The sequence below is a fragment of the Pseudonocardia endophytica genome (assembly GCF_004339565.1).
Classification (GTDB): domain Bacteria; phylum Actinomycetota; class Actinomycetes; order Mycobacteriales; family Pseudonocardiaceae; genus Pseudonocardia; species Pseudonocardia endophytica.
On sequence record NZ_SMFZ01000001.1, the window covers coordinates 1,603,340 to 1,627,012 of the forward strand.

A 23,673-nucleotide genomic window follows, 5' to 3' on the forward strand; every position below is an offset into this window, starting at 1 on the left:
GTGCGGCTCGCCGACGAGCTACCCCGCGGTCGGGCTTCGAAACGCAAGCGGCCCGGCTGTCCTCCGCACGGAGGCGACCGGGCCGTGGTGTGTCGCGGACGGGCTCAGAGCCGGGATTCGTTCCGCGAGCTTCTCTCAGCGCGTGGCGAGCACCGGCGTGCAGTTCGGGCAGTCACGCCACAGGTTCGTGCGGGCGGTGGCCGGACGGTCGGCGCCGCAGCGACAGGTGTCGGCGGCCGGGCCGAACGCCGGCATGGCCTTCACCGGGCGACCCGCGCGGATGAGCGTGTGGCCGGAGCGGCGGCGGACCGAGGAGCCGTTGGGCAGGGTGGAGGCAACGTACAGACGCATGGATGTGTCCCCGACTGTTGGTGGTGCTGGTGGCACGTGACCCTGGACGCGGGGCTGGTGAGCAACCCGCCGTCAGTCACATCGGCGTAACGGTACGAAACATTTCGCAGCTCAGCAGTGACCTCGGGCACAGATCGTCTCCGACGCCACGACGTTCACCCGACCGGTCCTGACAGACTGCGCGCATGGCCCCGTCTGTGCTGTCCGGACCCGTCGCCGCTGCACGCACCGCTCTGGACCTCGGGAGCGGTACCGCCCGTGCGGTGATCGCGCTGACCCGTTCCGGTGTGGTCCGCCCGATGGGGCCGGAGCGGCTGTTCGGAGTGGGACGCGCGGTGTACCGCTACGGCTACAGCGTCACTGCCGGGTTCGCCGTCGGAGCCGCGCGGCATCCGTATCGTCTCGCGGTCGTCGACGACGACGGGGTGATCACCTACGCCGAGCTCGACGAGCGCACCGACCGTCTGGCCCTCGGGCTCGCCGCGACCGGGGCCGGGCCCGGCGCCCCGGTCGGCATCCTCTGCCGCAACCACCGCGCCCCGGTCGAGGTGATGGTCGCGGCCGGGAAGTGCGGCGCGGACGTCGTCCTGCTCAACACCGGTCTGTCCACCGACCAGATGCGCGGCGTGCAGGAACAGCAGGAGCTGCACACCGTCGTCGCAGATCACGATCTTCTGGACGTGCTGCCGAAGGGCCCACGGGTCGTGAGCACCGACGGCGACGGTGCCGGTTCACTCGAGGCGCTGGTCGCGGCCGGTGGTCCCGGCGAGCTTCCGCTGCGTCCCGAGCGCAGCAAGCTGATCGTCCTGACCTCCGGCACGACGGGCACGCCGAAGGGCGCCAAGCGCCCGCACCCGTCGACGCTCTCCCCCGCCGCGTCGATCCTGTCCACCATCCCGCTGCAGGCGGGCGATCCGGTGCTGATCTCCGCGCCGCTGTTCCACACGTGGGGCAACGCGGGCCTGCTGCTCGCGGCGCTGCACGGGTCGACGGTCGTGCTGCAGCGCAGGTTCGAGCCCGAGTCGTTCCTGGACATCGTGGACCGGCGCCGCGTCCAGACCGTGTTCGCCGTGCCGGTGATGCTGCAGCGGGTCATGGAGCAGACCGACGGCGGCTGGCGTGGACCGCACCGGCCGCGGATCGTCGCGGTCAGCGGGTCGGCGCTGCCGGCCGGGCAGGCGAGCGAGTTCATGGACCGCTTCGGCGACTGCCTCTACAACCTCTACGGCTCCACCGAGGTCTCCTGGGTGTCGATCGCGAGCCCCGCCGACCTCCGTGCGGCGCCCGGCACGGCGGGACGCGCGCCGTACGGCACGACGCTCGTGATCCTCGGCGACAACGACCGCCCGGTCCCCGCGGGCCAGGACGGCCGCGTGTTCGTCGGCAACGACCTGCAGTTCGAGGGCTACACCGGGGACCAGGCGAGCCCCGAGCAGTGGGAGGGGCTCGTCGGCACCGGCGACGTCGGGCACCTCGACGAGGCGGGCCGCCTGCATCTCACCGGCCGGGCCGACGACATGATCGTCTCCGGTGGGGAGAACGTGCACCCGGGCCCGGTCGAGGAGCTGATCGCGGGCGCGGACGGCGTGCGCGAGGTCTGCGTGCTCGGCGTCGACGACGAGCAGTACGGGCAGCGGCTGGCCGCCTACGTCGTCGCCGAGCCGGGTGCGGACCTGACCGAGGAGGGCATCCGCGACCTGGTGAAGCGCGAGCTGGCGACGTTCGCGGTGCCCCGCGACGTGGTGTTCCTCGACGACCTGCCGCGGAACCAGACCGGGAAGGTGCTGCGCACCGAACTGCCCGATCGGGGGTGACCGGGGCCGGGAGACTCCCCCGGACGGCGGAAGATCCCCGCCCGGACTTTCGGGTAAGGCGACCCTTCCCTACACTGCGGTGGGTGACGGCCTTGCAGGAGACCCGGCCCGGGGTGGGCGTGGGTCACGGATGCGCGGCGCTGAGCCTGGACGCGGGTGAACCGCTCGCCGGCTCCGCGCCCGCGCTGCGCCGCCTGGTGGCCGTCGAGCACGTCGGGGCCTGGCCGCCGCGGGTGGCAGCGCACCCCGATCCGGCCGTCTCCGGGCTCGCCGCCCGCCTGCGTGAGCAGGACGCGACGCTGCTGCTGATCCGCCGCCCCGGCCGCCGTCGACGCCGGACGGGTGGCCGCGCGGTGATCCTCGCCGATCTGACGCCGGGCGGCACCCGCGTCGTCCGGCGGCACGTACGCGGCCCGGACGATCTCGCGTCGGTCCGGTTCGATCTCGACGGCGGTCGGCCGGTCACCGACCCGTTGCTGCTGGTCTGCGCACACGGCAAGCGCGACGTGTGCTGCGCCGTCCGCGGGCGGGCGCTCGCCGCCGCCGTGTCCGGGGCCGATCCGGACCATCCGGGAGGCGTCTGGGAGTGCAGCCACCTCGGCGGGCACCGCTTCGCCCCGACCGCCATCGCGCTGCCCACCGGCTACGCGTACGGGCGGCTCGACCCGGCCACCGCCCTCGACGTCCGCAAGGGCGCCGGGCTCGGTGAGGTGCTGACGGCGTGCTGCCGCGGGCACGTCGGCCACACGCCGGCCGAGCAGGCCGCCGACCTCGCCGTCCGGGAGCTCACCGGGCTCCGCGACGCGGACGCGCTGATGGTCGACCCGGCCGACGGGCCGGGCGACGTGACCGTGCGCGGCCGCGACGGGCGTCTCTGGATCGTCACGCTGAGTATCGACGCCGAAGCAGGAGCCCGGCCCACGTCCTGCGGCGCCGCGCTCGAGCCCGCGCTGCCGCTCGTCGCCGGGACGCCCCGTCCGGCCGAGTGAGCCACCACATCCGGTGACAGGCTGAGCGGGTGCCCGACGCCGCCCGAACCGTCTCGCCCGCAGCCGATCCGTTCCCGACCGCCGACGACCTCGCCGCGCACCCGGCCGTCGTCGCGGCCGCCGGGGTCGCCGCCGACGTCCTGGAACCACAGGCGGCCGCCGCCGACGACCCGTCCCGCGGCGTGCCACGGTCCACACTGGACACCATCACACAGGCCGGGCTGCTCTCCGTGACCGTGCCCGTCGACGAGGGCGGGCACGGCGGTGGGCAGCGGGAGGAGGCCGAGGTCGTCGAGCGGCTGGCCGGCGCCTGCGGAGCGACATGGTTCGTCGGGACCCAGCACCGCACCCCGCAGCTCATGTCCCGCGGCGGGCCGCGTGGGATGCCCGCCGAGGCGTTCCGGGCCGGACCGGCCGCCGACGGCCACCGGGCCGGGCTGGCCACGGCGACCACGCAGGCGGGCATCGCGGTCGCGCACCTGCGGCGACATGGCCCACCCGCTGTGACCGCCGAGCCGCACGGGACCGGCTGGCGGCTGCACGGGCGCAGCGACTGGTGCACCGGGTGGGGCCTCGTCGACCTCGTGATGATCGGCGCCGCGGCCGCCGGCGACCGCCTGTTGTTCGTGCTCGTCCCGGCCCGCCCGGCGCCCGGCCTGGAGGCCGGGGACCCGCTGCCGCTGTCGGTGATGGGCGGGACCCGCACCGTCGCGCTCACGATGGACGGTCTCGAGGTCGACGGCGGGTCCGTCCTGTCCGAGGTGGACGGTGAGTCCTACCGGCGGCACGACCTGGCGCGCACGGCGAACGCCACCCCTGCGTCGATCGGTCTGTTGCGCCGGATCCTGTCCGAGATGGACCGTCAGGGCTCCGCGCGGGGGCGTCCGGAGGCGAACGAGCTGGCCGCGGCGATGGCCGAGCGGGGCCGACAGCTGCGCGACGAGGCGTACGCGCTGCTCACCGGCGTGCCGCTGTTCGAACGGGTGCCGGAACGCGTGGCGCTGCGCGGCGAGCTGGCGGCACTCACGGTGCGGGCCGCGCAGGCGCTCGTCGCGACGCGCTCCGGGTCGGCGCTGCTGTCGTCGAGCCCGGAGCAGCGCTGGGCGCGGGAGGCGGCGTTCCACATGGTGCAGGCGCAGACGGACCCGGTCCGCCGCGCCCAGCTCGACGCCTTCGGCCGGGGCTGACCCGGCCCCGCAGCCGGCGGCGCGGCACGTCGCAGGCCGCAGCGCGTCACAGGCCGCAGCGCGCGTTGGCTGATCGCAGCGCGTGCCGCGCACGGTGACGACGCGCCGGGACCGGACGGCGCGCGCTGCAGCTCGGCCGGCCGAGCCCGCTACTCGGCGTCGTCCGCGCGGACGTTCCCGGCGAGCGTGCGGCGCACCGCGTCGCTCAACCGTTCCCGCTCCTGGGCACGCGGCTGCTGTCCCGGACGCGCCGTGGTCCGGTCGGCCGCGGACGAACCACGCTCACCAGGGTCACCCACCCAGTACCGCGCCATGTCGTTGTCCCCCAGGGTCGTCGTCGTACTGACGACTATAGGCGCGACGCCATGGCGACGCCCCAGGCCGATCGGACGGGGCCGGTCAGCCGAACCAGCGTTCGAGGACCCGGCCCAGCCCGTCCTCGTCCACGCGGGCTGCCACCTCGTCGGCATCCGCTCGCACGGTCGCCGGAGCCTGCCCCATCGCGACGCCGTGACCTGCCCATCGGAGCATCTCGCGGTCGTTGTCGCCGTCGCCGACGGCGAGCACGTCGTCCGGTCCGAGTCCGCGCCGGGCCGCGACCCGCGCCAGTGCGGAGGCCTTCGACACACCGTGCGCGACGGCCGTGACCCACGGCATCTCGTGATCCAGCGTGACCGTCGCGCCGGGGAGCTCGAGGCCGTCCGCGCGGCGGGCGACGTCCTCCGGCGTGCTGCCCGGCACGAACGTGATCAGCTTCGGGGACGGCTCGGCCCGCAGCGCATCCATGCCGACCTCGACGACGTTCCCCGCCAGCACCCCGTCCGGGAACGGGCCGCTGGTCCGCTGCCCGACGCCGACGTGCTCGCACGCGAAGCGGGCGTCCGGGAACCGGTCGTACAGGCGGTCGAGCGCCCCGCGGACGTCGAACCGTTCGACCGAGCGGACCTCGCGGGTGGCCGTGTCCAGCTCGACCGCCCCGTTCGACGTGATCGTCGTGCCGGACGTGAGACCGAGCTGGTCCAGCGCGACGGCGACGCCGATCACGGTGCGCCCGGTGCAGAGCATCACCTCGGTGTCCTCGGCGGCGCAGGCGATCGCCGTGCGCACCCGGTCGGTCGGCGGGTTGCGGCCGTGCACGATCGTGCCGTCGATGTCGAGGGCGACCAGACGGGGACGCCATGAGGTCGCTCGCACACGGTCAGATTACGTGGGCCATCCGATCGACACGGATTTCACAGCTCATCCACAGGTTCGGCACCGGCGACGCACAGCGGGCCCGACGACGGTGATCACCGTGACGAGCACTCTGTCCCGACCTCGAGTCGATCCCCCGCCGCGGCCCGCGGACCCACCGGCCCGGCGCGTCACCTGGCACCGGGCCGCACTCGTCGTGCTGCTCGGCGGCACCGCAGTGCTCTACCTGTGGGGTCTGTCGGCCTCCGGGTGGGGCAACGCGTTCTACGCGGCCGCGTCCCAGGCGGGCGGTGTGAGCTGGAAGGCCTGGTTCTTCGGGTCGTCGGACGCCGCGAACGCGATCACCGTGGACAAGGCGCCCGGCGCGCTGTGGGTCACCGGGCTGTCGGTCCGGATCTTCGGGCTGAGCAGCTGGAGCGTGCTGGCGCCGCAGGCACTGATGGGCGTCGGGTCGGTCGGGCTGCTGTACGCGTGCGTGCGCCGGGCGGCCGGGCCGTGGGCCGCGCTGCTGGCCGGTGCGACGCTCGCGCTGACGCCGGTCGCCGTGCTGATGTTCCGCTACGACAACCCGGACGCGCTGCTGGTCCTGGTGCTGCTCGGCGGCGCGTACGCGACGCTGCGCGCGGTCGAGCGGGGTCACGCGCGGTGGCTCGTGCTGGCCGGCGCGCTGGCCGGGTTCGGGTTCCTGGCGAAGATGCTGCAGGCGTTCCTCGTGGTGCCGGCGTTCACGGCCGTGTGGCTGGCCGCGGCGCCCGTCGGATGGTGGCGACGGGTGCGCGGGCTCGCGCTGTCCGCCGTCGCGCTCGTCGTGTCCGCTGGGTGGTGGGTGCTGGTCGTCGAGCTGTGGCCGGCGTCCGACCGGCCGTTCATCGGCGGATCGCAGACGAACAGCGTGCTCGAGCTCGTGTTCGGCTACAACGGGTTCGGCCGGCTCACCGGCGACGAGGTCGGCAGCGTCGGCGGCGGAGCGGGCGGTGCAGGGGGCGGCTGGGGATCGACCGGCATCCTGCGGCTGTTCGGCTCCGAGATGGGCGCCGAGGCGTCCTGGCTGCTGCCGGCCGCGCTGCTGCTGCTCGGTGCGCTGGTCTGGGTCACCTGGCGCCGTCCGCGCACCGATCCGCTCCGCGTGCAGGCGATCCTGTGGGGAGGATGGCTGCTCGTCACCGGCCTGACGTTCAGCTTCATGGCCGGGATCATCCACCCGTACTACCTGGTCGCGATCGCTCCGGCGACGGCCGCGCTGGTCGGGCTCGGTGCGGTGACGCTGTGGCGGGACCGCGCGTCCACCGCGCAGCGGGTGCTGCTGGCCGCCGCGGTGGCCGTGACGGCCGTCTGGTCGTTCGCGCTGCTGGCGGACGCGTCGTCGTGGATGCCGTGGATCCGCTGGGGCGTGCTCGGGCTCGGGCTGGTCGCGGCCGGGGCGCTGGCCGGTGTGCACCGCATGCCGCGCGCGCTGGCGGTCGGGGTCGCGACGGCCGCGCTCCTGGCCGGTGGGGGCGGCACGGCGGCCTGGGCGGTCGCGACGGCCGCGACGCCGCACACCGGGGCGATCCCGAGCTCCGGGCCGTCCGGGTACGGCCAGGGTCCCGGCGGGCGCGGCGGGCCGGGTGGAGGCGTCGGCGGACGGGGTGGGATGCCGCCCGGTGGGTTCGGCGGAGGCTCCGGCGGTCCTGGCGGGAACGCGACGGGCGGGCAGGCCGGCACGAGCACCGGCGGCACGGCCGCGGGCGGCACCGGCGCGGCCGCGGGCGGCAGCGGCACGGCCGCGGGCGGCAGCGGCACGGGCCCGGGCGGCAGCGGCACGGGCCCGGGCGGCACCGGCACCGGTGGCGCGGCTGGCGGCACCGGCGCGGCCGGTTCGGCTCCCGGGTCCGGCACGGGTACGGCCGGCAACGGGACCGGCGCCGTTCGTCAGGGCGGGACGGGCGGCACGGGCGGTCGCGGCGGTGGACCGGGCGGGATCCTCTCCTCCCCCGTGCCGACCGCCGCCGTCACGTCGCTGATCAGCGAGAACGCGTCGGACTACACGTGGGCGGCCGCCGCCGTGTCGTCGAACCAGGCGGCCGGTTACCAGCTCGCCACACAGCTGCCGGTGATGGCCGTCGGCGGGTTCAACGGCACCGACCCGTACCCCACGTTGCAGCAGTTCCAGCAGATGGTCGCGAACGGGCAGATCCACTGGTTCGTCGGCTCGACCGGTGGCGGCTTCGGCGGCGGGCCGGGCGGGCAGACGAGCAGCGGCGGCAGCGAGGCGGCGACGGAGATCGCCGAGTGGGTCGCGTCGACGTACACGGCCCACACCGTCGACGGCGTCACGCTCTACGACCTGACCACCCCGGCGGCCGGGTGATCGCCCGCCGTCGAGGCCACCGTGCGCCGTCCGCCGCGTTCCGCGCGTCGGGCGGCGCACGGCCGTCCGTTCCCCCTGGCGACGTGACCGATACCACCCCGTCGGGTGACGCCCGCACAGCTCGCACACAGGTCGATCACACGGGCGCGACAGCGCCGGACACGAGAGTTCTCCCCATGAGCCCCGTACTCACCGACACCCCGGCCGGTACCCGGCCGCCGGACGCCTCCGACACGGCGCCGCTGCTGCTCCCCGCACCCGGCGACCGCACGGTGCTCGACATCGTCGTCCCGGTCCACAACGAGCAGGACGATCTCGAGGACTCGGTGCGGCGGCTGCTCGACCACCTCCGCGGATCGTTCCCCTACTCGTTCCGGATCACCGTGGCGGACAACGCCTCCGTCGACGACACCCCGATGATCGCGGCCCGGCTGGCGGCGACGCTGCCGGAGGTGCGCTCGGTCCGGCTGGAGGCGAAGGGGCGCGGGAGGGCGCTGCGCACGGTCTGGTCCGCTTCCGACGCGCTGGTGCTCGCCTACTGCGACGTCGACCTGTCGACCGACCTGAACGCCGTCCTCCCGCTCGTCGCGCCGCTGGTGTCCGGCCACTCCGACCTGGCGATCGGGACGCGCCTGAGCAAGGCGTCGCGGGTGGTGCGCGGCGCCAAGCGCGAGTTCATCTCCCGCTCCTACAACCTGATCCTGCGCGGGGCTCTGTCCGCCGGCTTCTCCGACGCCCAGTGCGGCTTCAAGGCGATCCGCTCGGACGTCGCGCGGCAGCTGCTGCCGCTCGTCGAGGACACGGGGTGGTTCTTCGACACCGAGCTGCTGGTGCTGGCCGAGAAGGCCGGCCTGCGGATCCACGAGGTCCCCGTCGACTGGGTGGACGACCCGAACTCCAGTGTGGACATCGTTCGCACCGCGACCGACGACCTGAAGGGCGTCTGGCGGGTCGGACGGGCGCTGGCCACCGGGGCGCTGCCGCTGGGCGAGATCCGGGCCCAGCTCGGCCGCGAGCCACTGGACCCGACGCCGGTCCCGGGCGTGCCGAGGTCCATGCCGTTCCAGCTGGCCCGATTCGCCGCGATCGGTATCGCGTCCACCGTGGCGAACCTGGTGCTGTTCGTCGCGCTGCGCGGGCTGATGGGCGCGATCGCGGCGAACGTGCTGGCCATGCTGATCTGCGCGATCGCGAACACGGCCGCCAACCGCCGGTTCACGTTCGGCGTCCGCGGCCGCGAACGCGCGGCGACCCACCAGTTCCAGGGCCTGGTCGTGTTCGGGATCGGCCTGCTCCTGACGACCGGCGCCCTGGCCCTGCTCGGGATCCTCGCGCCCGGCGTCCACACGGCCGTCGAGGTCGCCGTCATCGTCGTGGCCAACCTCGTCGCGACCGTGATCCGGTTCGTGCTGTTCCGTTCCTGGGTGTTCCGGCGCAGGCCCGCGACCCCCGTCCGCTCCTCGTCCGAATCGGAGATCCCGGCGTGACCACGCTCCTCTCCCGCCCGACCGGCACCACGGATGCGCCCCCGGCCACCGGCCCGGGGCGCCGCTCCGTGTCCGAGTGGGTCGCGCTGGCCGTGCTGCTCGTCGGCACCGGCGCGCTGTACCTGTGGAACCTCGGTGCGTCCGGCTGGGCGAACTCGTTCTACGCGGCCGCCGTCCAGGCGGGCACCCAGAACTGGACCGCGTTCTTCTTCGGTTCGCTCGACGCCGGCAACGCGATCACAGTGGACAAGCCGCCCGCCTCGCTGTGGCCGATGGAGATCGCGGGCCGGATCTTCGGCTTCTCGTCCTGGTCGATGCTGGTGCCGCAGGCACTGATGGGCGTCGCGACGGTCGCGCTGCTGTACGCGGCCGTGCGCCGCGCGGCGGGCCCCGGCGCAGGGCTGATCGCCGGGGCGCTGATGGCGCTCACGCCGGTCGCGGCGCTGATGTTCCGGTTCAACAACCCGGACGCCCTCCTGGTCCTGCTGATGGTCGCGGCCGCCTACTGCACGGTCCGGGCGGCCGAGCGCGGCAGCACCCGGTGGATCCTGCTGGCCGGCCTCGTGATCGGGTTCGCGTTCCTGGCCAAGAGCCTGCAGGCGTTCCTCGTGCTGCCGGGCCTGGCGCTGGCCTACCTCTGGGCCGCACCCGGTTCGGTGCGACGGCGGGTCGTGCAGCTTCTCGGGTCGGGCATCGCGATCGTCGTCGGCGCCGGCTGGTGGCTGCTGGCGGTGGCGTTGTGGCCGGTGTCGTCGCGCCCGTACATCGGCGGGTCCGGTGACAACACGCCGCTCGGCCTCGCGTTCGGCTACAACGGCCTGGGCCGCATCTTCGGCGACGAGCGTGGCGGTCCCGGCGCTGGCGGCGGGCTCGGCGACATGCCGGGCGACGCGGCAGGAGGCGCTCTCCCCGGTGGCGCGACCGGCGGCGCCCTCCCCGGCGGCACCGGCGGGTTCCCAGGCGGCATGCCTCCCGGCGGCGCTGGTGGGGGCGGCGGGCCGGGTGGCATGTTCGGCGGTCAGGCCGGGCTGCTGCGGATGTTCGGGGAGTCGTTCGCGACTCAGGTGAGCTGGCTGCTGCCGGCAGCGCTCGTCCTGCTCGTGGCGTCGCTGTGGTTCACCCGACGGGCCGTGCGCACCGACCGGACACGGGCCGCGCTGCTGGCATGGGGCGGCTGGACCGTGGTCACGGTGCTGGTGTTCAGCTTCATGAGCGGGATCATCCACCCCTACTACACGGTGGCGCTGGCTCCCGGGATCGCCGCGACGGTCGCGATCGGCGGGGCGGTGCTGCTGCGGAACCGGGACACCTGGCTCGCGCGGATCGTCCTCGCCGTGACGGCCGCCGGCACCGCCGTGTGGGCGTTCGTGCTGCTCGGATGGTCGCCGGAGTTCCTGCCGTGGCTGCGTTGGGTGGTGCTGGTGCTCGGCGTGCTCGCCGGCGCGGCGTTCCTGCTGCCGGCCGGACGGCGGCGCTGGGCCGCGGTGGTGGCCGGCGCGGCCGTGCTGGCCGGCGTCACGGCGCCCGCCGCGTACGCGGCGCAGACGTCGGTGACCCCGCACACCGGTTCGATCCCGACGGCGGGCCCGACCGTCGCCGGCGCACAGGGCGGCTTCGGCGGCATGCGTGACGGGCGGCGCGACCGGGCCGACCGCGGCGCGAACGGGACCGCCGACGGGACCGGCACGACTCCGGGCGCCGTTCCCGGTGCGGCCGGGACGGATCCCGGCTCGGCCACCGGCACGGCGCCCGGCTCGGGAACCGGCTCCGCCCCGGGCGCGACGCCGGGCGACGCGACCGGCACGGCCCCGGGCGACCCGGCCGGCTCGGTACCTGGCGACGCGACCGGCTCGGCGCCGGGTGACCCGGCCGGCTCGACGCCGGGTGACGCGGCCGGCACGGCCCCGGGCGACGCGACCGGCACGGCGCCGGACGACGCGACCGGCACGGCCCCGGGCGATCCGGCCGGTGGGACGACCCCGGGTGCGGCCGGAGCGAACGGCGCCGGACTGCCCGGCGGGGCAGCCGCGATGGGTGGGTTCGGCGGACCGGGCGGCATGGGCGGTCCCGGCGAGGAGACCACCGACCCGGCGCTCGCGTCCCTGCTGAGGAACGCCCAGGCGACCGGCGTCCGGTGGGCCGCAGCGACGATCGGCGCGATGGGCGCCGGGCCGATGGAGCTGTCCAGTGGCGCGTCGGTGATGGCCATCGGCGGGTTCAGCGGTTCCGACGAGTCCCCGACGCTGCAGCAGTTCCAGGCCTACGTGCACGACGGGCAGATCCGGTACTTCGTCTCCGGCGGAATGCGGGGCGGCGGACCGGGTGGGGACCGCGGAGTCGGGAAGGAGATCACCGACTGGGTCGCCGCGCACTACACGGCGACGACGGTCGGCGGCCAGACCGTCTACGACCTGAGCGCACCGGCACACTGAGCCGGACGGTGTTCCCGCACGGGTTCGAGCTCGTGCGGGGACACCGCTGTCTACGACGGGCTCCCGGCCCGTCCGCGCACGACGTCGGTGAGCGCGCGTCGTCGCACGTGCGTCCGCCGGACCGGCGCGCGTCCGCCGGATCAACGTGCGTCCCGCGGATCAGCGTGCGCCCTGTAGATCGGTGTGCGCCCTTCGGTCGGCGTGCGCCCTCCAGATCGAGCCCGTGCGGCCCACCCTCGCCGTCCATGCAGAGACCCCGGCCCACTCCGCGCACGACATCGGAGAACGCGCGCGTCCCGGCACGCGCGTCCACCAGACCGGCGCGCATCCGCCGGATCAACGTGAGTCCCGCGGATCGGCGTGCGCCCTCCGGATCACCGCGCGCCCTCCGGATCACCGCGCGCCCTCCGGATCACCGCGCGCCCTGCGAATCGGTGTGCGCCCTCCGGTCGGCGTGCGCCCTCCGGGTTGCGCCCGTGCGGCCCACCTCGCCGTCCGTTAAGAGACTCCCGGCCCCCTCCGCGCACGACATCGGAGAACGCGCGCGTCGTGACACGCGCGTCCTCCGGACCTGCGCGCATCCTCCGGATCACCGCGCGTTCTCGGGATCGGCGCGCATCCCGCAGATCGGCGTGCGCTTCCGGGTCGGCGTGCTGCCTCCGGAACAGCGCGCCCTCCGGATCGAGCCTGTGCGGGGGCACCTTCCGCGAAGAGCCCACGCGCCCGTCCGCGCACGACGGCGGAGAACGCGCGTCCCGGCACGCGCGTCCACCGGATCAACGCGCATCCCACGGACCAGCGCGCATCCCGCCCACCAGCGCGAGCCCTCCGAACCAGCGCGCATCCCGCAGATCGTCGTGCGCTTCCCGGTCGGCGTGCTCCTTCCGGAACAGCGCATCCTCCGGATCGAGCCTGTGCGGGGGCACGGTCCGCGAAGAGCCCCGGGCGGCCGTCTGCGCACGACATCGGAGAACGCGCGCGTCCCGGCACCCGCGTCCACCGGATCAACGCGCGTCCTCCGGATCAGCGTGCGTCCCGCCGACCAGCGCGCATCCCACCGATCAGCGCGCCCTCCGAACCAGCGCGCATCCTTCGGATCAGCGCGCGTCCGGCGGATCAGCGTGCATCCTCCGGATCACCGCGCGATCTCGGGATCGGCGCGCATCCCGCAGATCGGCGTGCGCTTCCCGGTCGGCGTGCCCTCCGGAACAGTGCGCCCTCCGGATCGAGCCTGTGCGGGGGCACCGTCCGCGAAGAGCCCACGGGCCATCCGCGCACGACATCGGAGAACGCGCGCGTCCCGGCACCCGCGTCCACCGGATCAACGCGCGCCCTCCGGATCAGCGTGCATCCCGCCGATCAGCGCGCGCCCTCCACACCAGCGCGCATCCTTCGGATCAGCGTGCGGTCCGCGGATCACCGTGCGGTCCGCGGATCACCGTGCGGTCCGCGGATCACCGTGCGGTCGGGCGCCGAACTCGGCCCACCGCTAGCGTCGAAGATCGGTAGTTCGGCGCGGATCCGCGCCACGTACGGCACCGATCGACGCCCGACCACCGATCACGCTCTCCTGCCCTCCCCGGCGATCGGCGATCCGGTGCGCTTCGATGCCTCCAGCGGGACGGATCGACGCCGGACCGTCGATCACGGGCGGCCGCGAACGCGACACCCCGGTCGGGCGGCCGCGTGAGCCGGACGGCGGACGGGGTCTGCGGCAGAGTGGAGCCATGACCGGCTCGACGCTCGATCCCCGCGTCCTCCCGTTGCGGCCACCGGCCCACCAGGTCGATCCACGCGCCGTGCGGTGGTGGCAGCTGCGCGCGCTCCCGGCGATCGTCGTGCTGCTGGTGGCCCAGATCGTCGTCGCGGTGGCGGTCGGCGGCACCACGGCCGTCGTGCTGTCCGTGACGGCGGTCGTGACGCTGGTCGCCGGAGTCGCGTACGAGCTCGTCGTACCTCGGTTGCTGTTCCGCCTGCACCGCTGGGAGGTCACCGACGACGCCGTCTACACGCTGTCCGGCTGGATCGTCCGGGAGTGGCGGATCGCGCCGATCTCGCGGGTACAGACCGTGGACACCGAGCACGGCCCGTTGCAGCAGATGCTGAAGCTCGCGACGGTGACGGTCACGACGGCCTCCGCCCGCGGCCCCGTCAAGATCGCCGGGCTGGCCGACGGCGACGCCAAGGAGCTGGCCCGCACGCTCACCGAGACCACACGGGCGCACGCCGGAGACGCGACGTGACCGAGCAGGCCGTCCTCGCCCACCCGGAGATCGCGTGGCGACGCCTGCCGCCGAAGATGATCGTCGTCGCTCCCGCCACACTGCTGCTGAAGTTCCTGCCGGCGTTCGTGATCGTGCTGATCTTCGGCGGCAGCGAGAGCCCGGTCCGGATCTGGATCACGGTGGCGATCGCCGTCCTGGCGGTCTCGGCCGGGCTCGTGCGCTGGCGCACCACCCGTTACCGGATCACGCCGGAGCGGGTCGAGCTGCACAGCGGTCTCGTCCAGCGCAAGCGGCTGTCCGTGCCGCGGGACCGGATCCGGACCGTCGACCTCACGTCGACGTTCCTGCACCAGATGTTCGCGCTCAGCGTCGTGAAGGTCGGGACCGGGCAGTCCTCCGGCGGGCGCGACGGCGGCCTGCACCTGGACGCCGTCACGACGCCGGAGGCCGAGCGGCTGCGACAGGAGTTGCTCGCCGCCCACACCGCCACCGCACCGCAGGAGGCCGACGCGCCGGCCGTCGCGCCGCCGTCGCAGGAACTGGACCGCCTGGACTGGGCCTCGCTGCGCTACGCACCGCTGACGATCTCCTCGCTCGCCGCGATCGGTGCGCTGGCCGCCGCGGCCTGGAACCTGCTGCAGGAGGCGAACGTCGACCCGCGCTCCCTGCCCGGCGTCTCGGCCGCGACCGGCGAGCTGGAGAGCGCGCCGCTGTGGGCGGCCGTGCTGGTCGGCGCCGTTGTGCTGCTCGTGGTGCTGGTGGTCGGGTCGCTGGTGCTGTTCGTCGAGCGCTGGTGGCGGTTCCGGCTGACCCGCGAGCCGGACGGCACGCTGCGGGTTCGACGGGGGCTGCTCACCCAGCGCTCGCTGTCGGTGTCCGAACGGCGGCTGCGCGGCGTCGCCGTCGCCGAACCGATCCTGGTGCGGATCATCGGGCGGGGCGCGCAGGCGTCGGCACTGTCGGTCGGCCTGCACGGGTCGGAGGGCGAGAAGGGCGGGAGCGGCGGGGTGCTGCAGCCGCCGGTCCCCCGCCGGCACGCGCACGACGTCGCGGCCGCGGCGATGCGCCTCGACGACCGCGTCACCGACGGCCCGCTGCACACCCACCCGCGCGGCGCGCTGACCCGTCGGCTCACCCGGGCCGTCGTCCCGTCGCTGGTGCCGGTCGTGCTGGCCTGGTGGCTGGGGTCGCTGTGGGACGTGTCGTGGCTCGGTCCGGTCTCGCTCGTGCTGCCGGTGCTGGCCGTGCCGCTGGCGCTGGACCGCTACCGCTCGCTCGGGAACCGGCTCGACGCCCGGTTCCTGATCGGCCGCCACGGCTCGCTGCTGCGGGCGACGACGGCGCTGCAGCGCGACGGCGTGATCGGCTGGCGGATCCGGCAGAGCTGGTTCCAGCGCCGGGCCGGCGTCGTCACGCTGGACGCGGTGACCGCCGCCGGTCAGGGCGTCTCCACGGTGCTCGACGTCGGACCGGCCCGCGCCGCCGAGATCGTCACCGACGTCACGCCCGAGGCCGTCGCTCCGTTCCGTCCCTGATCACCGGCAGGCGATCGGCGGCGCGTGCCGACCCATCGTGACCACGCTCGGCGGGCAGCACCGCACCGGTCCGCGGCCGACATGAACGTCACGGTCGTCGGCGCCGCCCCGGACAACGCTCACGTTCATCTCGACGGGCAGTAGGGCCGGTCAGCGCCGGCGGCGCGTCCCGAACAGGCTGCGCGTGACCTCCCGGGTCACCGTGTTCGTGAGCTGCTTGCCCAACGGCGAGTTGAAGAACGCGCCGACCTTGTCGAACAGCCCGCCACCCTCCTCCTCGGCAGGCGGAGCCGCGGGCGGCGGCGCGTCGGCAGGCGGGGGCGGCGGCGCACCCTCCGGCGAGGCGGGCGGCGTCGCGTTGATCTTCCCGGACAGCGTCTCGTACGCCGACTCGCGATCGACCGTCTCGCCGTACTTCGCGTACAGCGGCGACGCCGTCGCGGCCTCGGTCACGGCCTCCGGGCCGATCGCGGCCATCAGCGAGCGCGGAGCGCGCAGCCGGGTCCAGGCCACCGGCGTCGGGGCACCGGTCTCGGACAGCACGGTGACCACGGCCTCGCCGGTGCCGAGCGAGGTCAGGGCCTCCTCCAGGTCGTAGATCTTCGACGTCGGGTACGTCCTGACCGTCTTCGTCAGCGCCTTCTGGTCCTCCGGGGTGAACGCGCGCAACGCGTGCTGCACGCGCGCGCCCAGCTGAGACAGGACCTCGTTCGGGATGTCGGTGGGCAGCTGCGTGCAGAAGAACACACCGACGCCCTTGGACCGGATCAGCTTCACGGTCTGCTCGATGCGCTCCAGGAACGCCTTCGACGCGTCGGCGAACAGGAGGTGCGCCTCGTCGAAGAAGAAGACGAGCTTGGGCTTGTCCAGGTCGCCCGCCTCGGGCAGCTCCTCGAACAGCTCGGCCAGCAACCACATCAGGAACGTGGAGAACAGCTTCGGGTTCGCCGACTGCTCGGCGACCTCCAGCAGCGTGACGATCCCCTTGCCGTCGACGACGCGCAGCAGGTCGGCCGGATCGAACTCGGGCTCGCCGAAGAACGCCTCACCGCCCTGCGCCTCCAGGTTCACCAGCGCGCGCAGGATGACCCCGGCCGTCGCCGACGAGACGCCACCGATGCCCTTCAGGTCGGCCTTGCCCTCGTCGGAGGTCAGATGCTGGATGACGGCGCGCAGATCCTTCGTGTCCAGCAACGGCAGCCCGCGCTGGTCGGCCCAGTGGAAGATCAGGCCGAGCGTCGACTCCTGGGTGTCGTTCAGGTCCAGGACCTTGGACAGCAGGACGGGACCGAACTGGGTGAGCGTCGCGCGGATCGGGACCGCAGCGGACTTCTCGCCGAGCGACATGAACTCCACCGGGTAGGCCGTCGGCGTCCAGTCGTCGCCGGTGTCGGCCGCACGCTTCGTGATCCTGTCGTTCGACTCGCCCGCACGGGCCAGACCTGACAGGTCGCCCTTGACGTCGGCGAGCAGCACCGGGACCCCGTTGTCGGACAGCTGCCCGGCGAGGCCCTGGAGGGTCTTCGTCTTGCCCGTACCCGTGGCGCCCGCGACCAGCCCGTGGCGGTTCAGCGTGGCGAACGGGATGCGGACCTTGGCCTCCGGATCACAGGTACCGTCCACCAGGACGGTCCCCAGCTCGAGGGCACTGCCCTCGGTCGCGTATCCGGCGGCGATCTCCTGCGCAGGCGACGTGTTCTCGGCCACGAGCCGCGAGCCTAGGCCATCGACGCGGCCCCGCGGATGACGACGGGGTCTCGACGACGGGTGGAGTGCCGGTGTGCTGGATTAGTCTGCCCCGATGAACGACCGGCTGGTGTGGATCGACTGCGAGATGACGGGGCTCGACCTCGGGCACGACGCGCTCATCGAGATCGCGGCTCTGGTGACCGACGGCGAGCTCAACGTCCTGGGCGACGGCGTGGACGTCGTCATCTCGTGCGAGGAGTCGCGGCTTGCGAACATGCCGGAGGTCGTGCGGGACATGCACGCCCGGTCGGGCCTGACCGAGGAGGTCCGCGCGTCCACGGTCACGATCGCCGAGGCCGAGCAGCTGGTGCTGACCTACCTGCGCGAGCACGTACCGGACCCGGGCACCGCTCCCCTGGCCGGCAACTCGATCGCCACCGACCGCGGGTTCCTCACCCGGGACATGCCGGAGCTGGACAAGCACCTGCACTACCGGATGGTCGACGTGAGCTCGGTCAAGGAGCTCGCCCGCCGCTGGTTCCCCCGGGTGTTCTACGCCAAGCCGGAGAAGGGCCTCGCCCACCGCGCCCTGGCCGACATCCGCGAGTCGATCCGCGAGCTCGCCTACTACCGGCGCGCGCTGTTCGTCGCCCCGCCCGGACCGACCACCGAGGAGGCCCAGGCCGCGGCCTCCGAGGTGGCCTCGGTGGCCGCCCCACCTGCGGAATCACACTGAGCCGAACCCGGCGGCGCGACGGCACGCAAGCTTGCTAAGCTTGCCGGGCTTGTTCGGGCGGTGCCCGGCACAGCGATGGTGGGTGTAGCTCAGTTGGTAGAGCACCTGGTTGTGGTCCAGGGGGCCGCGGGTTCAAGTCCCGTCACTCACCCGGTCGCCACCCCGGCGATCCGACTCCGGAACGGTCCTGCTACCGTTTTCCTGTCGCGGTCGAACGGGGCCGGAGACGAGCAGGACACAATTTCATTATCATTGCGCCGTTAGCTCAATTGGCAGAGCAGCTGGCTCTTAACCAGCGGGTTCGGGGTTCGAGTCCCTGACGGCGCACCATTGTTGACCTGGCGGTTCTCCATTTCCGGAGAGCCGCCATTGTCGTTTCCGGCGCCATTCTGGCCCGATGTGGTCGCTTGCCTGTTGATCATCGTCCGGCGTGGGCTCGGTGGTGGCATCGGTGGTCGCGTCCCCGGCCCCGATCCCGCCCGCGTTGAACGCGGCGTCGAGCAGCTTGCCCATCGTGTCCGCCGCGTCCCGTCCGGCTTCCTCGTCCAGATGGCCGTAGCTGTCCGTGGTGATCGAGATCGAGGGGGGCAGGGCTGTGTCGGGCGGATCCGTCCGGCCCGGCGCCCAGCGGCGCGCCGCCGTCAACAGCAGCGCACCTCGCGATGATCGAGGCCGCGGCGGGCCGCCTGGTCCTCCTCGGAGCAATGCCGTCGGCTCCGGTCGCGCTAGCCGCCGTTCGCCTCTCCCCACGCCCACAACGCCCGGTCGAGCGTGCGCAGCGTGCAGCCACAGCGCTCCCGCAGGCCCTCGCAGATCCCGACGTACTCCGGGTACTGCGGCCACTTCTTCCGGTCGGTCCACTCGCCGTGGGCGCGCAGCGTGCGGATCGCGTACCGGTCGATCACCGTGAACTCGTCGGGGCTGAAGATCATCAGGATCGAGCTGGCGACGGGGGTGGCGACGCCGTGCAGCGTCCCGAGGAGAAGGTGGGCCAGGTGTGGCGGCCCATTCAGGGCTGCACGAGTCACGTACTCGATGTCGCCCGGCCCGTTGAGCTTCAAGCGGCCAAGGGCGCGCCGGGACTTCCAGCGGACTACGTCCCGGGCGTCCTCGTCGGTGTAGTGGCCCTGCCTGCGGACCTTCGGACCGATCTCGTCGAGCACGACGGCGTCCCACTCCGGCTTGTAGCGCGCGCTCCACCGGTCGATGAACGCGGCGTCGATTGTGTTGCTGGTCATCGCGACCTCCTCGGCGGCGATGCTCGTCGCCTTCCGTGCCGAGCGGGTCAACTTCCACCCGGCCGTGCAACACCGGGCCGGGCAGCTAGCCGGACGGGCCTTCGTCGCGGTAGCGGCCGGCCCACTTGTTCGCGGTGCGCCACGAGACGTCGTAGCGCTCGGCCGCACGAGCCGGTGACAAGCCGTGGTCGACGATCAGGCGGGCCGGGCGCAGCCGGGCACGTGGAGTCAGGAGGCCTGGGTCGGGGCCTCCTCTCGCGGCTCGTTCTCGTACTCGTAGGCGTCGCAGAACAGCTTCCCGTTGCGGCCCCAGCTCTCACGATCCACCTCGGTGAAGATGAAGTTGATCGTTTCCGGCCTGCACTCGGCGATCCGGGAGAACTCCCGGGTCAGGACCTCGGCGAGCTCGCGCTTCTGCTCGAGCGTGCGGCCGGGGAACCAGTCCACCCGAATGAACGGCATGAGGATCTACCTCCGGTTGTCGTGGAAGTGGTGGGGCAACCCGCTCACGGCTTCGGAGATCGCCGCGTCGAACGCCTCGGCGATGTCCGGGGGTTCGATCTCCGTGCCGTAGACGACGATCGAGCGGCCGGCGTCGAGCTCGATGACGTCGATCGTGCCGAGATGGTGCTCGACGGGCAGGTCACCGCCGACGACGCGGTACTGGTACCGGCGCATGTTCGCGTCGGACGAGACCACCGCCTCGTCGAGCGTGGAGCCGTCCTGGAGAACGACCTTCCTTCGCGAGTCGTCTCCCGAGGAGCTGCGCATGGCCGGGAACCAGTCGGCGATGTTCGCGGTGTCACTGACGAGCTTCCAGACGGCGTCCGGGGGCGCGTCGATCACGACGTGGGAGCGGAGCGTCGGCATGTGTTCACTTCCTCATGGGTGTCCGGTCTCGCGACCGGCCGTCGGGTCGTACCGAAGTGGGGCCCTCGGTCCGGGCTGCTGGGCCGAGGGCCCCACGGCCTACGCCAGCGCCTCCAGGACGCGGTCGTAGTGCTTGCGGTGATCGCGTCGGATGTCCAGCGCCTGGTCGAGAGTGACCGGGACGAAACGGGTCCGGGTCTTCGGCGCGGACTGGGCGACGATGTCGAGATCGCCTGACAGGACGGTGGCGACCATCATGTAGCCGCCGCCGGAGACGGCGTCGCGGTGCAGGATGATCGGCTCCACTCCGCCCGGCACCTGGATCGAGCCGATCGGATAGGGCGCGTCGACGATGTTCGACGGATCCTGACCGGCTCCGAACGGCGGCTCACGGTCCACCGTCTCCAGCTTCCCGCCGCCGTAGCGGAATCCCATCCGGTCGGCGACCGGGGTCAGGGTCCACGGCGTGTCGAGGAACGCCGCACGACCGTTCTCGGTCAGCCGGTGGTCGTACAGGCCCATCACGACCCGCACCTCGACGTCCTTGGACATCGACGGACGCAGATCGTCCGGGACCACCAGCCCGGCCCGTCCGGACCCGGACCCGGACCCGACCGGGAGCACGTCGCCCTCGGCGATCGGACGCCCGTCGACCCCGCCCAGCGACCCGATCACGTACGTCGCGCGGCTCCCGAGATCGACCCGGGTGTCGAACCCGCCGGACACCGCGAGGTACGCGCGCGCACCGGACTTCAGGTAGTCGAAGTCGAGCACGTCACCGTCGGCAACCTCGAACGACTCCCAGACCGGCCGTGACTCGCCGTTCACCCGCGGCGCGATCTGTGCGCCGGCGACCGCCACGACGGCCGGTCCGGTGAACCGGAGCTCCGGACCCATGTAGACGATCTCCAGCGCGCCGGCGTCGGAGTCGTTGCCGACGAGGGCGTTCGCCACGCCGAGCGAGAACTGGTCGAGCGCGCCCGATGGCGGGATGCCCAGGTGGTAGTAGCCGGAGCGACCGCGGTCCTGGATCGTCGTGGACAGCCCGGGCTTGCGGACCTCGATGGTCGTGCTCATGCCAGGACCTCCAGGAGGCGCTTGTTGTAGCCGTCCGGGTCGTCCAGGAATGGCTGCAGGTCGAACTGCACGTCCGCCGCGTTGATGCGGTACCGGCCCGCCTCGGCCTTCGCTTCCAGGTCGTCGTACTCGTCGCGGTCGATCGGTCGGTACTTGACCATGTCGCCGGGGCGCATGAACACCTTCTGGTCGGTGAAGTCCGGCTTGGTCTGGCGCGGGTCGTAGATCGGCGCCGGGGTGATCCCGAACATCTGGTAGCCGCCCGCGCCGCGCACCGAGTAGATGCAGGCGAAGCAGCCGCCGTAGCCGACCGTCTGCTTCGGGGTGTCGGTCCTGGGGCGCAGGTACTTCGGCACGATGATCTGCCGGTCACGGGGCACCATCTGGTACTTGAACGGCAGGCCGGCCACGAACCCGACCATCGAGGTGAACCACGGCGACCCGGAGTGCGCCGCGATGAACTCCTCGACCGAGCCGAAGCCGTTGATCCGGGCCGCGTACTCGATGTCGGTCGCGTCCGGGTCCTGGTGGCGGTCCCGGAAGCGCATCAGTGTCTCGGTCGTCCACGGGTCCTGGTAGAGCACCGGGATCTCGACGACACGGCAGGGCAGCGTGACGCCGAGCGCGTCGCCGACCCGTTCCTCGAGGCTCTTGAGGTGCTTGAGGAAGCCGTGCGGCTCCAGTACGTCCGGGTTGTACCGGACCTGGTACGACGCGTTGGCCGGGCAGATCTCGAGGATCCCGTCCGGTCGTTCCTCGCGTAGCAGGTTCGTGATCGCGACGGCCTTGAAGTTGGCCTGCAGGCTCATCTCCTCGGACAGCTCGACGAACACGAACTCGTCGCCGCCCCAGCTGTAGCGTGCGGTCCCTTCGGTCATGTCCGGTCTCCTGCTGTCTCGGCTCGTTCGGCCAGCCACCGCTCGAGCGTTCCGGTGTCGAACGCGGCGTCCCCGAACCAGTCCTGTCCGATCACGTCCAGCAGGAAGCTCGTCGTCGTCGGGATGCCTTCGACGATCAGCTCGGGGAGGGCACGTCGCGACCGGGCGAGTGCCTCGTCCCGGTTCCGGCCCCAGACGATGACCTTCGCGAGCAGAGAGTCGTAGTACGGCGGTACCTGGCTCTGCGGGGTGATCCACGTGTCGGTACGCACCCACGGCCCGGCCGGGAGCTCGACGTGGCCGATCTTGCCGGGGCCGGGCATGAAGTTCTTGTCCGGATCCTCGGCGCACACCCGGAACTCGATCGCGTGCCCGCGCACCGCGATGTCGTCCTGGCCGACCGACAGCCCCTCGCCTGCGGCGATCCGCAGCTGCTCGATGACCAGGTCGAGGCCGGTGATGAGCTCCGTCGTGGGGTGCTCGACCTGGATCCGGGTGTTCATCTCGATGAAGAAGAACTCGCCGCTGTCGTCGTCGACGAGGAACTCGCAGGTCCCGGCACTGCTGTAGCCGACGTGACGGCACAGGCGTACGGCCGCCTCTGTCATGGCGGAACGGACCTCGTCGCCGATGCCGGGCGACGGTGCCTCCTCGATCACCTTCTGGCGGCGCCGCTGAAGGGAGCACTCACGCTCGAACACGTGGACCGCATCGGTTCCGTCACCCAGAACCTGCACCTCGACGTGTCGTGCACTGCGCACGAAACGCTCGATGTACATGCGCCCGTCGCCGAAGGCCTTCTCGGCCTCGCCCGAGGCCTGGCCGAACGCGCTGCGGAGGCCGGCTTCGTCCTCGACGACCCGGATGCCGCGGCCGCCACCGCCGGCCGCGGCCTTGAGCATGACCGGGTAGCCGATGTCGGCGGCCGCGACGACTGCGGCGTCCGTGTCGGCGACGCCGTCCTCGGTGCCGGGCACCGTCGGGACACCGGCCGCCATGGCGACCTGACGGGCCGCGACCTTGTCCCCCATCTTCTCGATCACCGAAGCCGTCGGGCCGACGAACGTCATCCCGGCGTCGGCGACCAGTGCCGCGAACGCCGCCCGCTCGGAGAGGAACCCGTATCCCGGATGGACGGCATCGGCACCCGACTCGCGTGCGGCCTCGACGATCGCGTCCGGACGGAGGTAGCTCTTCGACGCCGAGCCGGGACCGATGTTCAGCACCGTGTCGGCGATGCGGGCGTGCGTGGCGTCGGTGTCCGCGTCGCTCGCGACGGCCACGGTCTCGATTCCGAGGTCGCGGGCCGCCCGGATGATACGGACGGCGATCTCACCGCGGTTGGCGATCAGTAGCCGTTTCATCCGTCCACCTCGATATGGGCGACGGTCTCCCCGGCGTCGACCTCGGCCTCGCCCTCGGCGACGTAGTCGCCGAACGTGCCGGATGCTCCGGCGACGATCGGGTGGAAGGACTTCATGACCTCGACGAGACCGATGGTCTCACCCTCGTCGACGGTCTGGCCGGGCTTCACGTACTCAGGGCTGTCCGGGTCGGGCCGGCGGTAGAACACTCCGGGGATCGGGGAGACGACCTCGTGTCGAGCCATCGGGACACCTCG

Annotated in this window: 20 protein-coding genes, 2 tRNA genes and 1 pseudogene; 11 read left to right on the forward strand and 12 right to left on the reverse strand. The window is 73.0% G+C overall.

The annotated features are described in order from the left end of the window. Positions 1-135: 135 nt before the first annotated feature. Positions 136-351: a hypothetical protein gene (locus tag EV378_RS07120; protein ID WP_132421973.1), complete on the reverse strand. Its 216-nt coding sequence runs from the start codon at positions 349-351 to the stop codon at positions 136-138. A 185-nt stretch (positions 352-536) separates the two neighbouring features. On the opposite strand from EV378_RS07120, the gene EV378_RS07125 reads away from it, so the two are divergent. The 3 genes from EV378_RS07125 to EV378_RS07135 all read left to right on the forward strand — a co-directional run bounded on the left by EV378_RS07125 (position 537) and on the right by EV378_RS07135 (position 4,341). Next, the gene (locus EV378_RS07125; RefSeq protein WP_132421975.1) at positions 537-2,165 is read left to right on the forward strand and encodes an AMP-binding protein; all 1,629 of its coding nucleotides are present in this window, start codon (positions 537-539) and stop codon (positions 2,163-2,165) included. Between the two features lie 83 nt (positions 2,166-2,248). Then, the gene (locus EV378_RS07130) at positions 2,249-3,154 is read left to right on the forward strand and encodes a sucrase ferredoxin (RefSeq protein ID WP_165922175.1); all 906 of its coding nucleotides are present in this window, start codon (positions 2,249-2,251) and stop codon (positions 3,152-3,154) included. Between the two features lie 29 nt (positions 3,155-3,183). Continuing rightward, positions 3,184-4,341: an acyl-CoA dehydrogenase family protein gene (locus EV378_RS07135; RefSeq protein ID WP_132421979.1), complete on the forward strand. Its 1,158-nt coding sequence runs from the start codon at positions 3,184-3,186 to the stop codon at positions 4,339-4,341. A gap of 149 nt (positions 4,342-4,490) precedes the next feature. On the opposite strand, the gene EV378_RS35250 is transcribed toward EV378_RS07135, so the two are convergent. Then, on the reverse strand, positions 4,491-4,655 hold the full coding sequence (locus tag EV378_RS35250) for a hypothetical protein (RefSeq protein ID WP_165922176.1): 165 nt from the start codon (positions 4,653-4,655) through the stop codon (positions 4,491-4,493). Positions 4,656-4,740: 85 nt separating this feature from the next. Next, positions 4,741-5,535 carry an HAD family hydrolase gene (locus EV378_RS07140; protein WP_132421981.1) on the reverse strand — a complete coding sequence of 265 codons (795 nt, stop codon included), beginning with the start codon at positions 5,533-5,535 and terminating at the stop codon, positions 4,741-4,743. Between the two features lie 100 nt (positions 5,536-5,635). Between EV378_RS07140 and EV378_RS07145 the strand changes: the two genes are divergently transcribed. From EV378_RS07145 to EV378_RS07165, 5 genes are all read left to right on the forward strand, one after another. Next, positions 5,636-7,885, forward strand: a complete 2,250-nt coding sequence (locus tag EV378_RS07145) for an ArnT family glycosyltransferase (RefSeq protein ID WP_243653329.1) — start codon at positions 5,636-5,638, stop codon at positions 7,883-7,885. Positions 7,886-8,061: 176 nt separating this feature from the next. Further along, positions 8,062-9,372, forward strand: a complete 1,311-nt coding sequence (locus EV378_RS07150) for a bifunctional glycosyltransferase family 2/GtrA family protein (protein ID WP_132421985.1) — start codon at positions 8,062-8,064, stop codon at positions 9,370-9,372. After that, positions 9,369-11,804, forward strand: a complete 2,436-nt coding sequence (locus tag EV378_RS07155; protein WP_132421987.1) for a glycosyltransferase family 39 protein — start codon at positions 9,369-9,371, stop codon at positions 11,802-11,804. Before EV378_RS07150 ends, EV378_RS07155 begins: the two co-directional genes overlap by 4 nt. Before the next feature lie 1,727 nt (positions 11,805-13,531). Continuing rightward, on the forward strand, positions 13,532-14,047 hold the full coding sequence (locus EV378_RS07160) for a PH domain-containing protein (RefSeq protein ID WP_132421989.1): 516 nt from the start codon (positions 13,532-13,534) through the stop codon (positions 14,045-14,047). After that, positions 14,044-15,564, forward strand: a complete 1,521-nt coding sequence (locus EV378_RS07165) for a PH domain-containing protein (protein ID WP_132421991.1) — start codon at positions 14,044-14,046, stop codon at positions 15,562-15,564. The genes EV378_RS07160 and EV378_RS07165 overlap by 4 nt, the downstream gene beginning before the upstream one ends. 150 nt (positions 15,565-15,714) lie before the next feature. Here the strand turns inward: EV378_RS07165 and EV378_RS07170 are convergent, their stop codons facing one another. Beyond that, positions 15,715-17,271 (reverse strand): helicase HerA-like domain-containing protein, encoded by a 1,557-nt coding sequence (locus EV378_RS07170; protein ID WP_132421993.1) that lies wholly within the window; start codon positions 17,269-17,271, stop codon positions 15,715-15,717. Positions 17,272-17,365: 94 nt separating this feature from the next. Between EV378_RS07170 and orn the strand changes: the two genes are divergently transcribed. The 3 genes from orn (at position 17,366) to EV378_RS07185 (ending at position 18,319) form a co-directional block, all read left to right on the forward strand. Continuing rightward, positions 17,366-17,989, forward strand: coding sequence for an oligoribonuclease (gene orn, locus EV378_RS07175; RefSeq protein ID WP_132421995.1), 624 nt, complete (start codon positions 17,366-17,368; stop codon positions 17,987-17,989). A 78-nt stretch (positions 17,990-18,067) separates the two neighbouring features. Further along, positions 18,068-18,140, forward strand: a tRNA-His gene (locus EV378_RS07180). A gap of 103 nt (positions 18,141-18,243) precedes the next feature. Then, positions 18,244-18,319: transfer RNA gene (locus EV378_RS07185), tRNA-Lys, on the forward strand. 395 nt (positions 18,320-18,714) lie between these two features. On the opposite strand, the gene EV378_RS07190 is transcribed toward EV378_RS07185, so the two are convergent. The 8 genes and pseudogenes from EV378_RS07190 to EV378_RS07225 form a co-directional block, all read right to left on the reverse strand. After that, a complete protein-coding gene (locus tag EV378_RS07190) occupies positions 18,715-19,227 on the reverse strand; it encodes a hypothetical protein (RefSeq protein ID WP_132421997.1) in 513 nt (170 codons plus the stop codon). An 88-nt stretch (positions 19,228-19,315) separates the two neighbouring features. Beyond that, a pseudogene (locus EV378_RS36205) lies at positions 19,316-19,516 on the reverse strand (helix-turn-helix domain-containing protein); the annotation flags it as partial. Then, complete coding sequence (locus EV378_RS07200) at positions 19,456-19,689, reverse strand: tautomerase family protein (protein WP_132421999.1); 234 nt, start codon at positions 19,687-19,689, stop codon at positions 19,456-19,458. The gene EV378_RS07200 and the pseudogene EV378_RS36205, both read right to left, overlap by 61 nt. Positions 19,690-19,695: 6 nt before the next feature. Further along, positions 19,696-20,097 (reverse strand): SRPBCC family protein, encoded by a 402-nt coding sequence (locus EV378_RS07205; protein ID WP_132422001.1) that lies wholly within the window; start codon positions 20,095-20,097, stop codon positions 19,696-19,698. 99 nt (positions 20,098-20,196) lie between these two features. Further along, positions 20,197-21,174 carry a 5-oxoprolinase subunit C family protein gene (locus EV378_RS07210; protein ID WP_132422003.1) on the reverse strand — a complete coding sequence of 326 codons (978 nt, stop codon included), beginning with the start codon at positions 21,172-21,174 and terminating at the stop codon, positions 20,197-20,199. Continuing rightward, on the reverse strand, positions 21,171-22,052 hold the full coding sequence (locus EV378_RS07215) for a 5-oxoprolinase subunit B family protein (RefSeq protein WP_132422005.1): 882 nt from the start codon (positions 22,050-22,052) through the stop codon (positions 21,171-21,173). The genes EV378_RS07210 and EV378_RS07215 overlap by 4 nt, the downstream gene beginning before the upstream one ends. Continuing rightward, the gene (locus tag EV378_RS07220) at positions 22,049-23,416 is read right to left on the reverse strand and encodes an acetyl-CoA carboxylase biotin carboxylase subunit (protein WP_132422007.1); all 1,368 of its coding nucleotides are present in this window, start codon (positions 23,414-23,416) and stop codon (positions 22,049-22,051) included. The genes EV378_RS07215 and EV378_RS07220 overlap by 4 nt, the downstream gene beginning before the upstream one ends. Then, entirely contained in the window at positions 23,413-23,661 is a 249-nt protein-coding gene (locus EV378_RS07225; protein WP_132422009.1) for an acetyl-CoA carboxylase, read from the reverse strand. Before EV378_RS07225 ends, EV378_RS07220 begins: the two co-directional genes overlap by 4 nt. Positions 23,662-23,673: the final 12 nt, after the last annotated feature.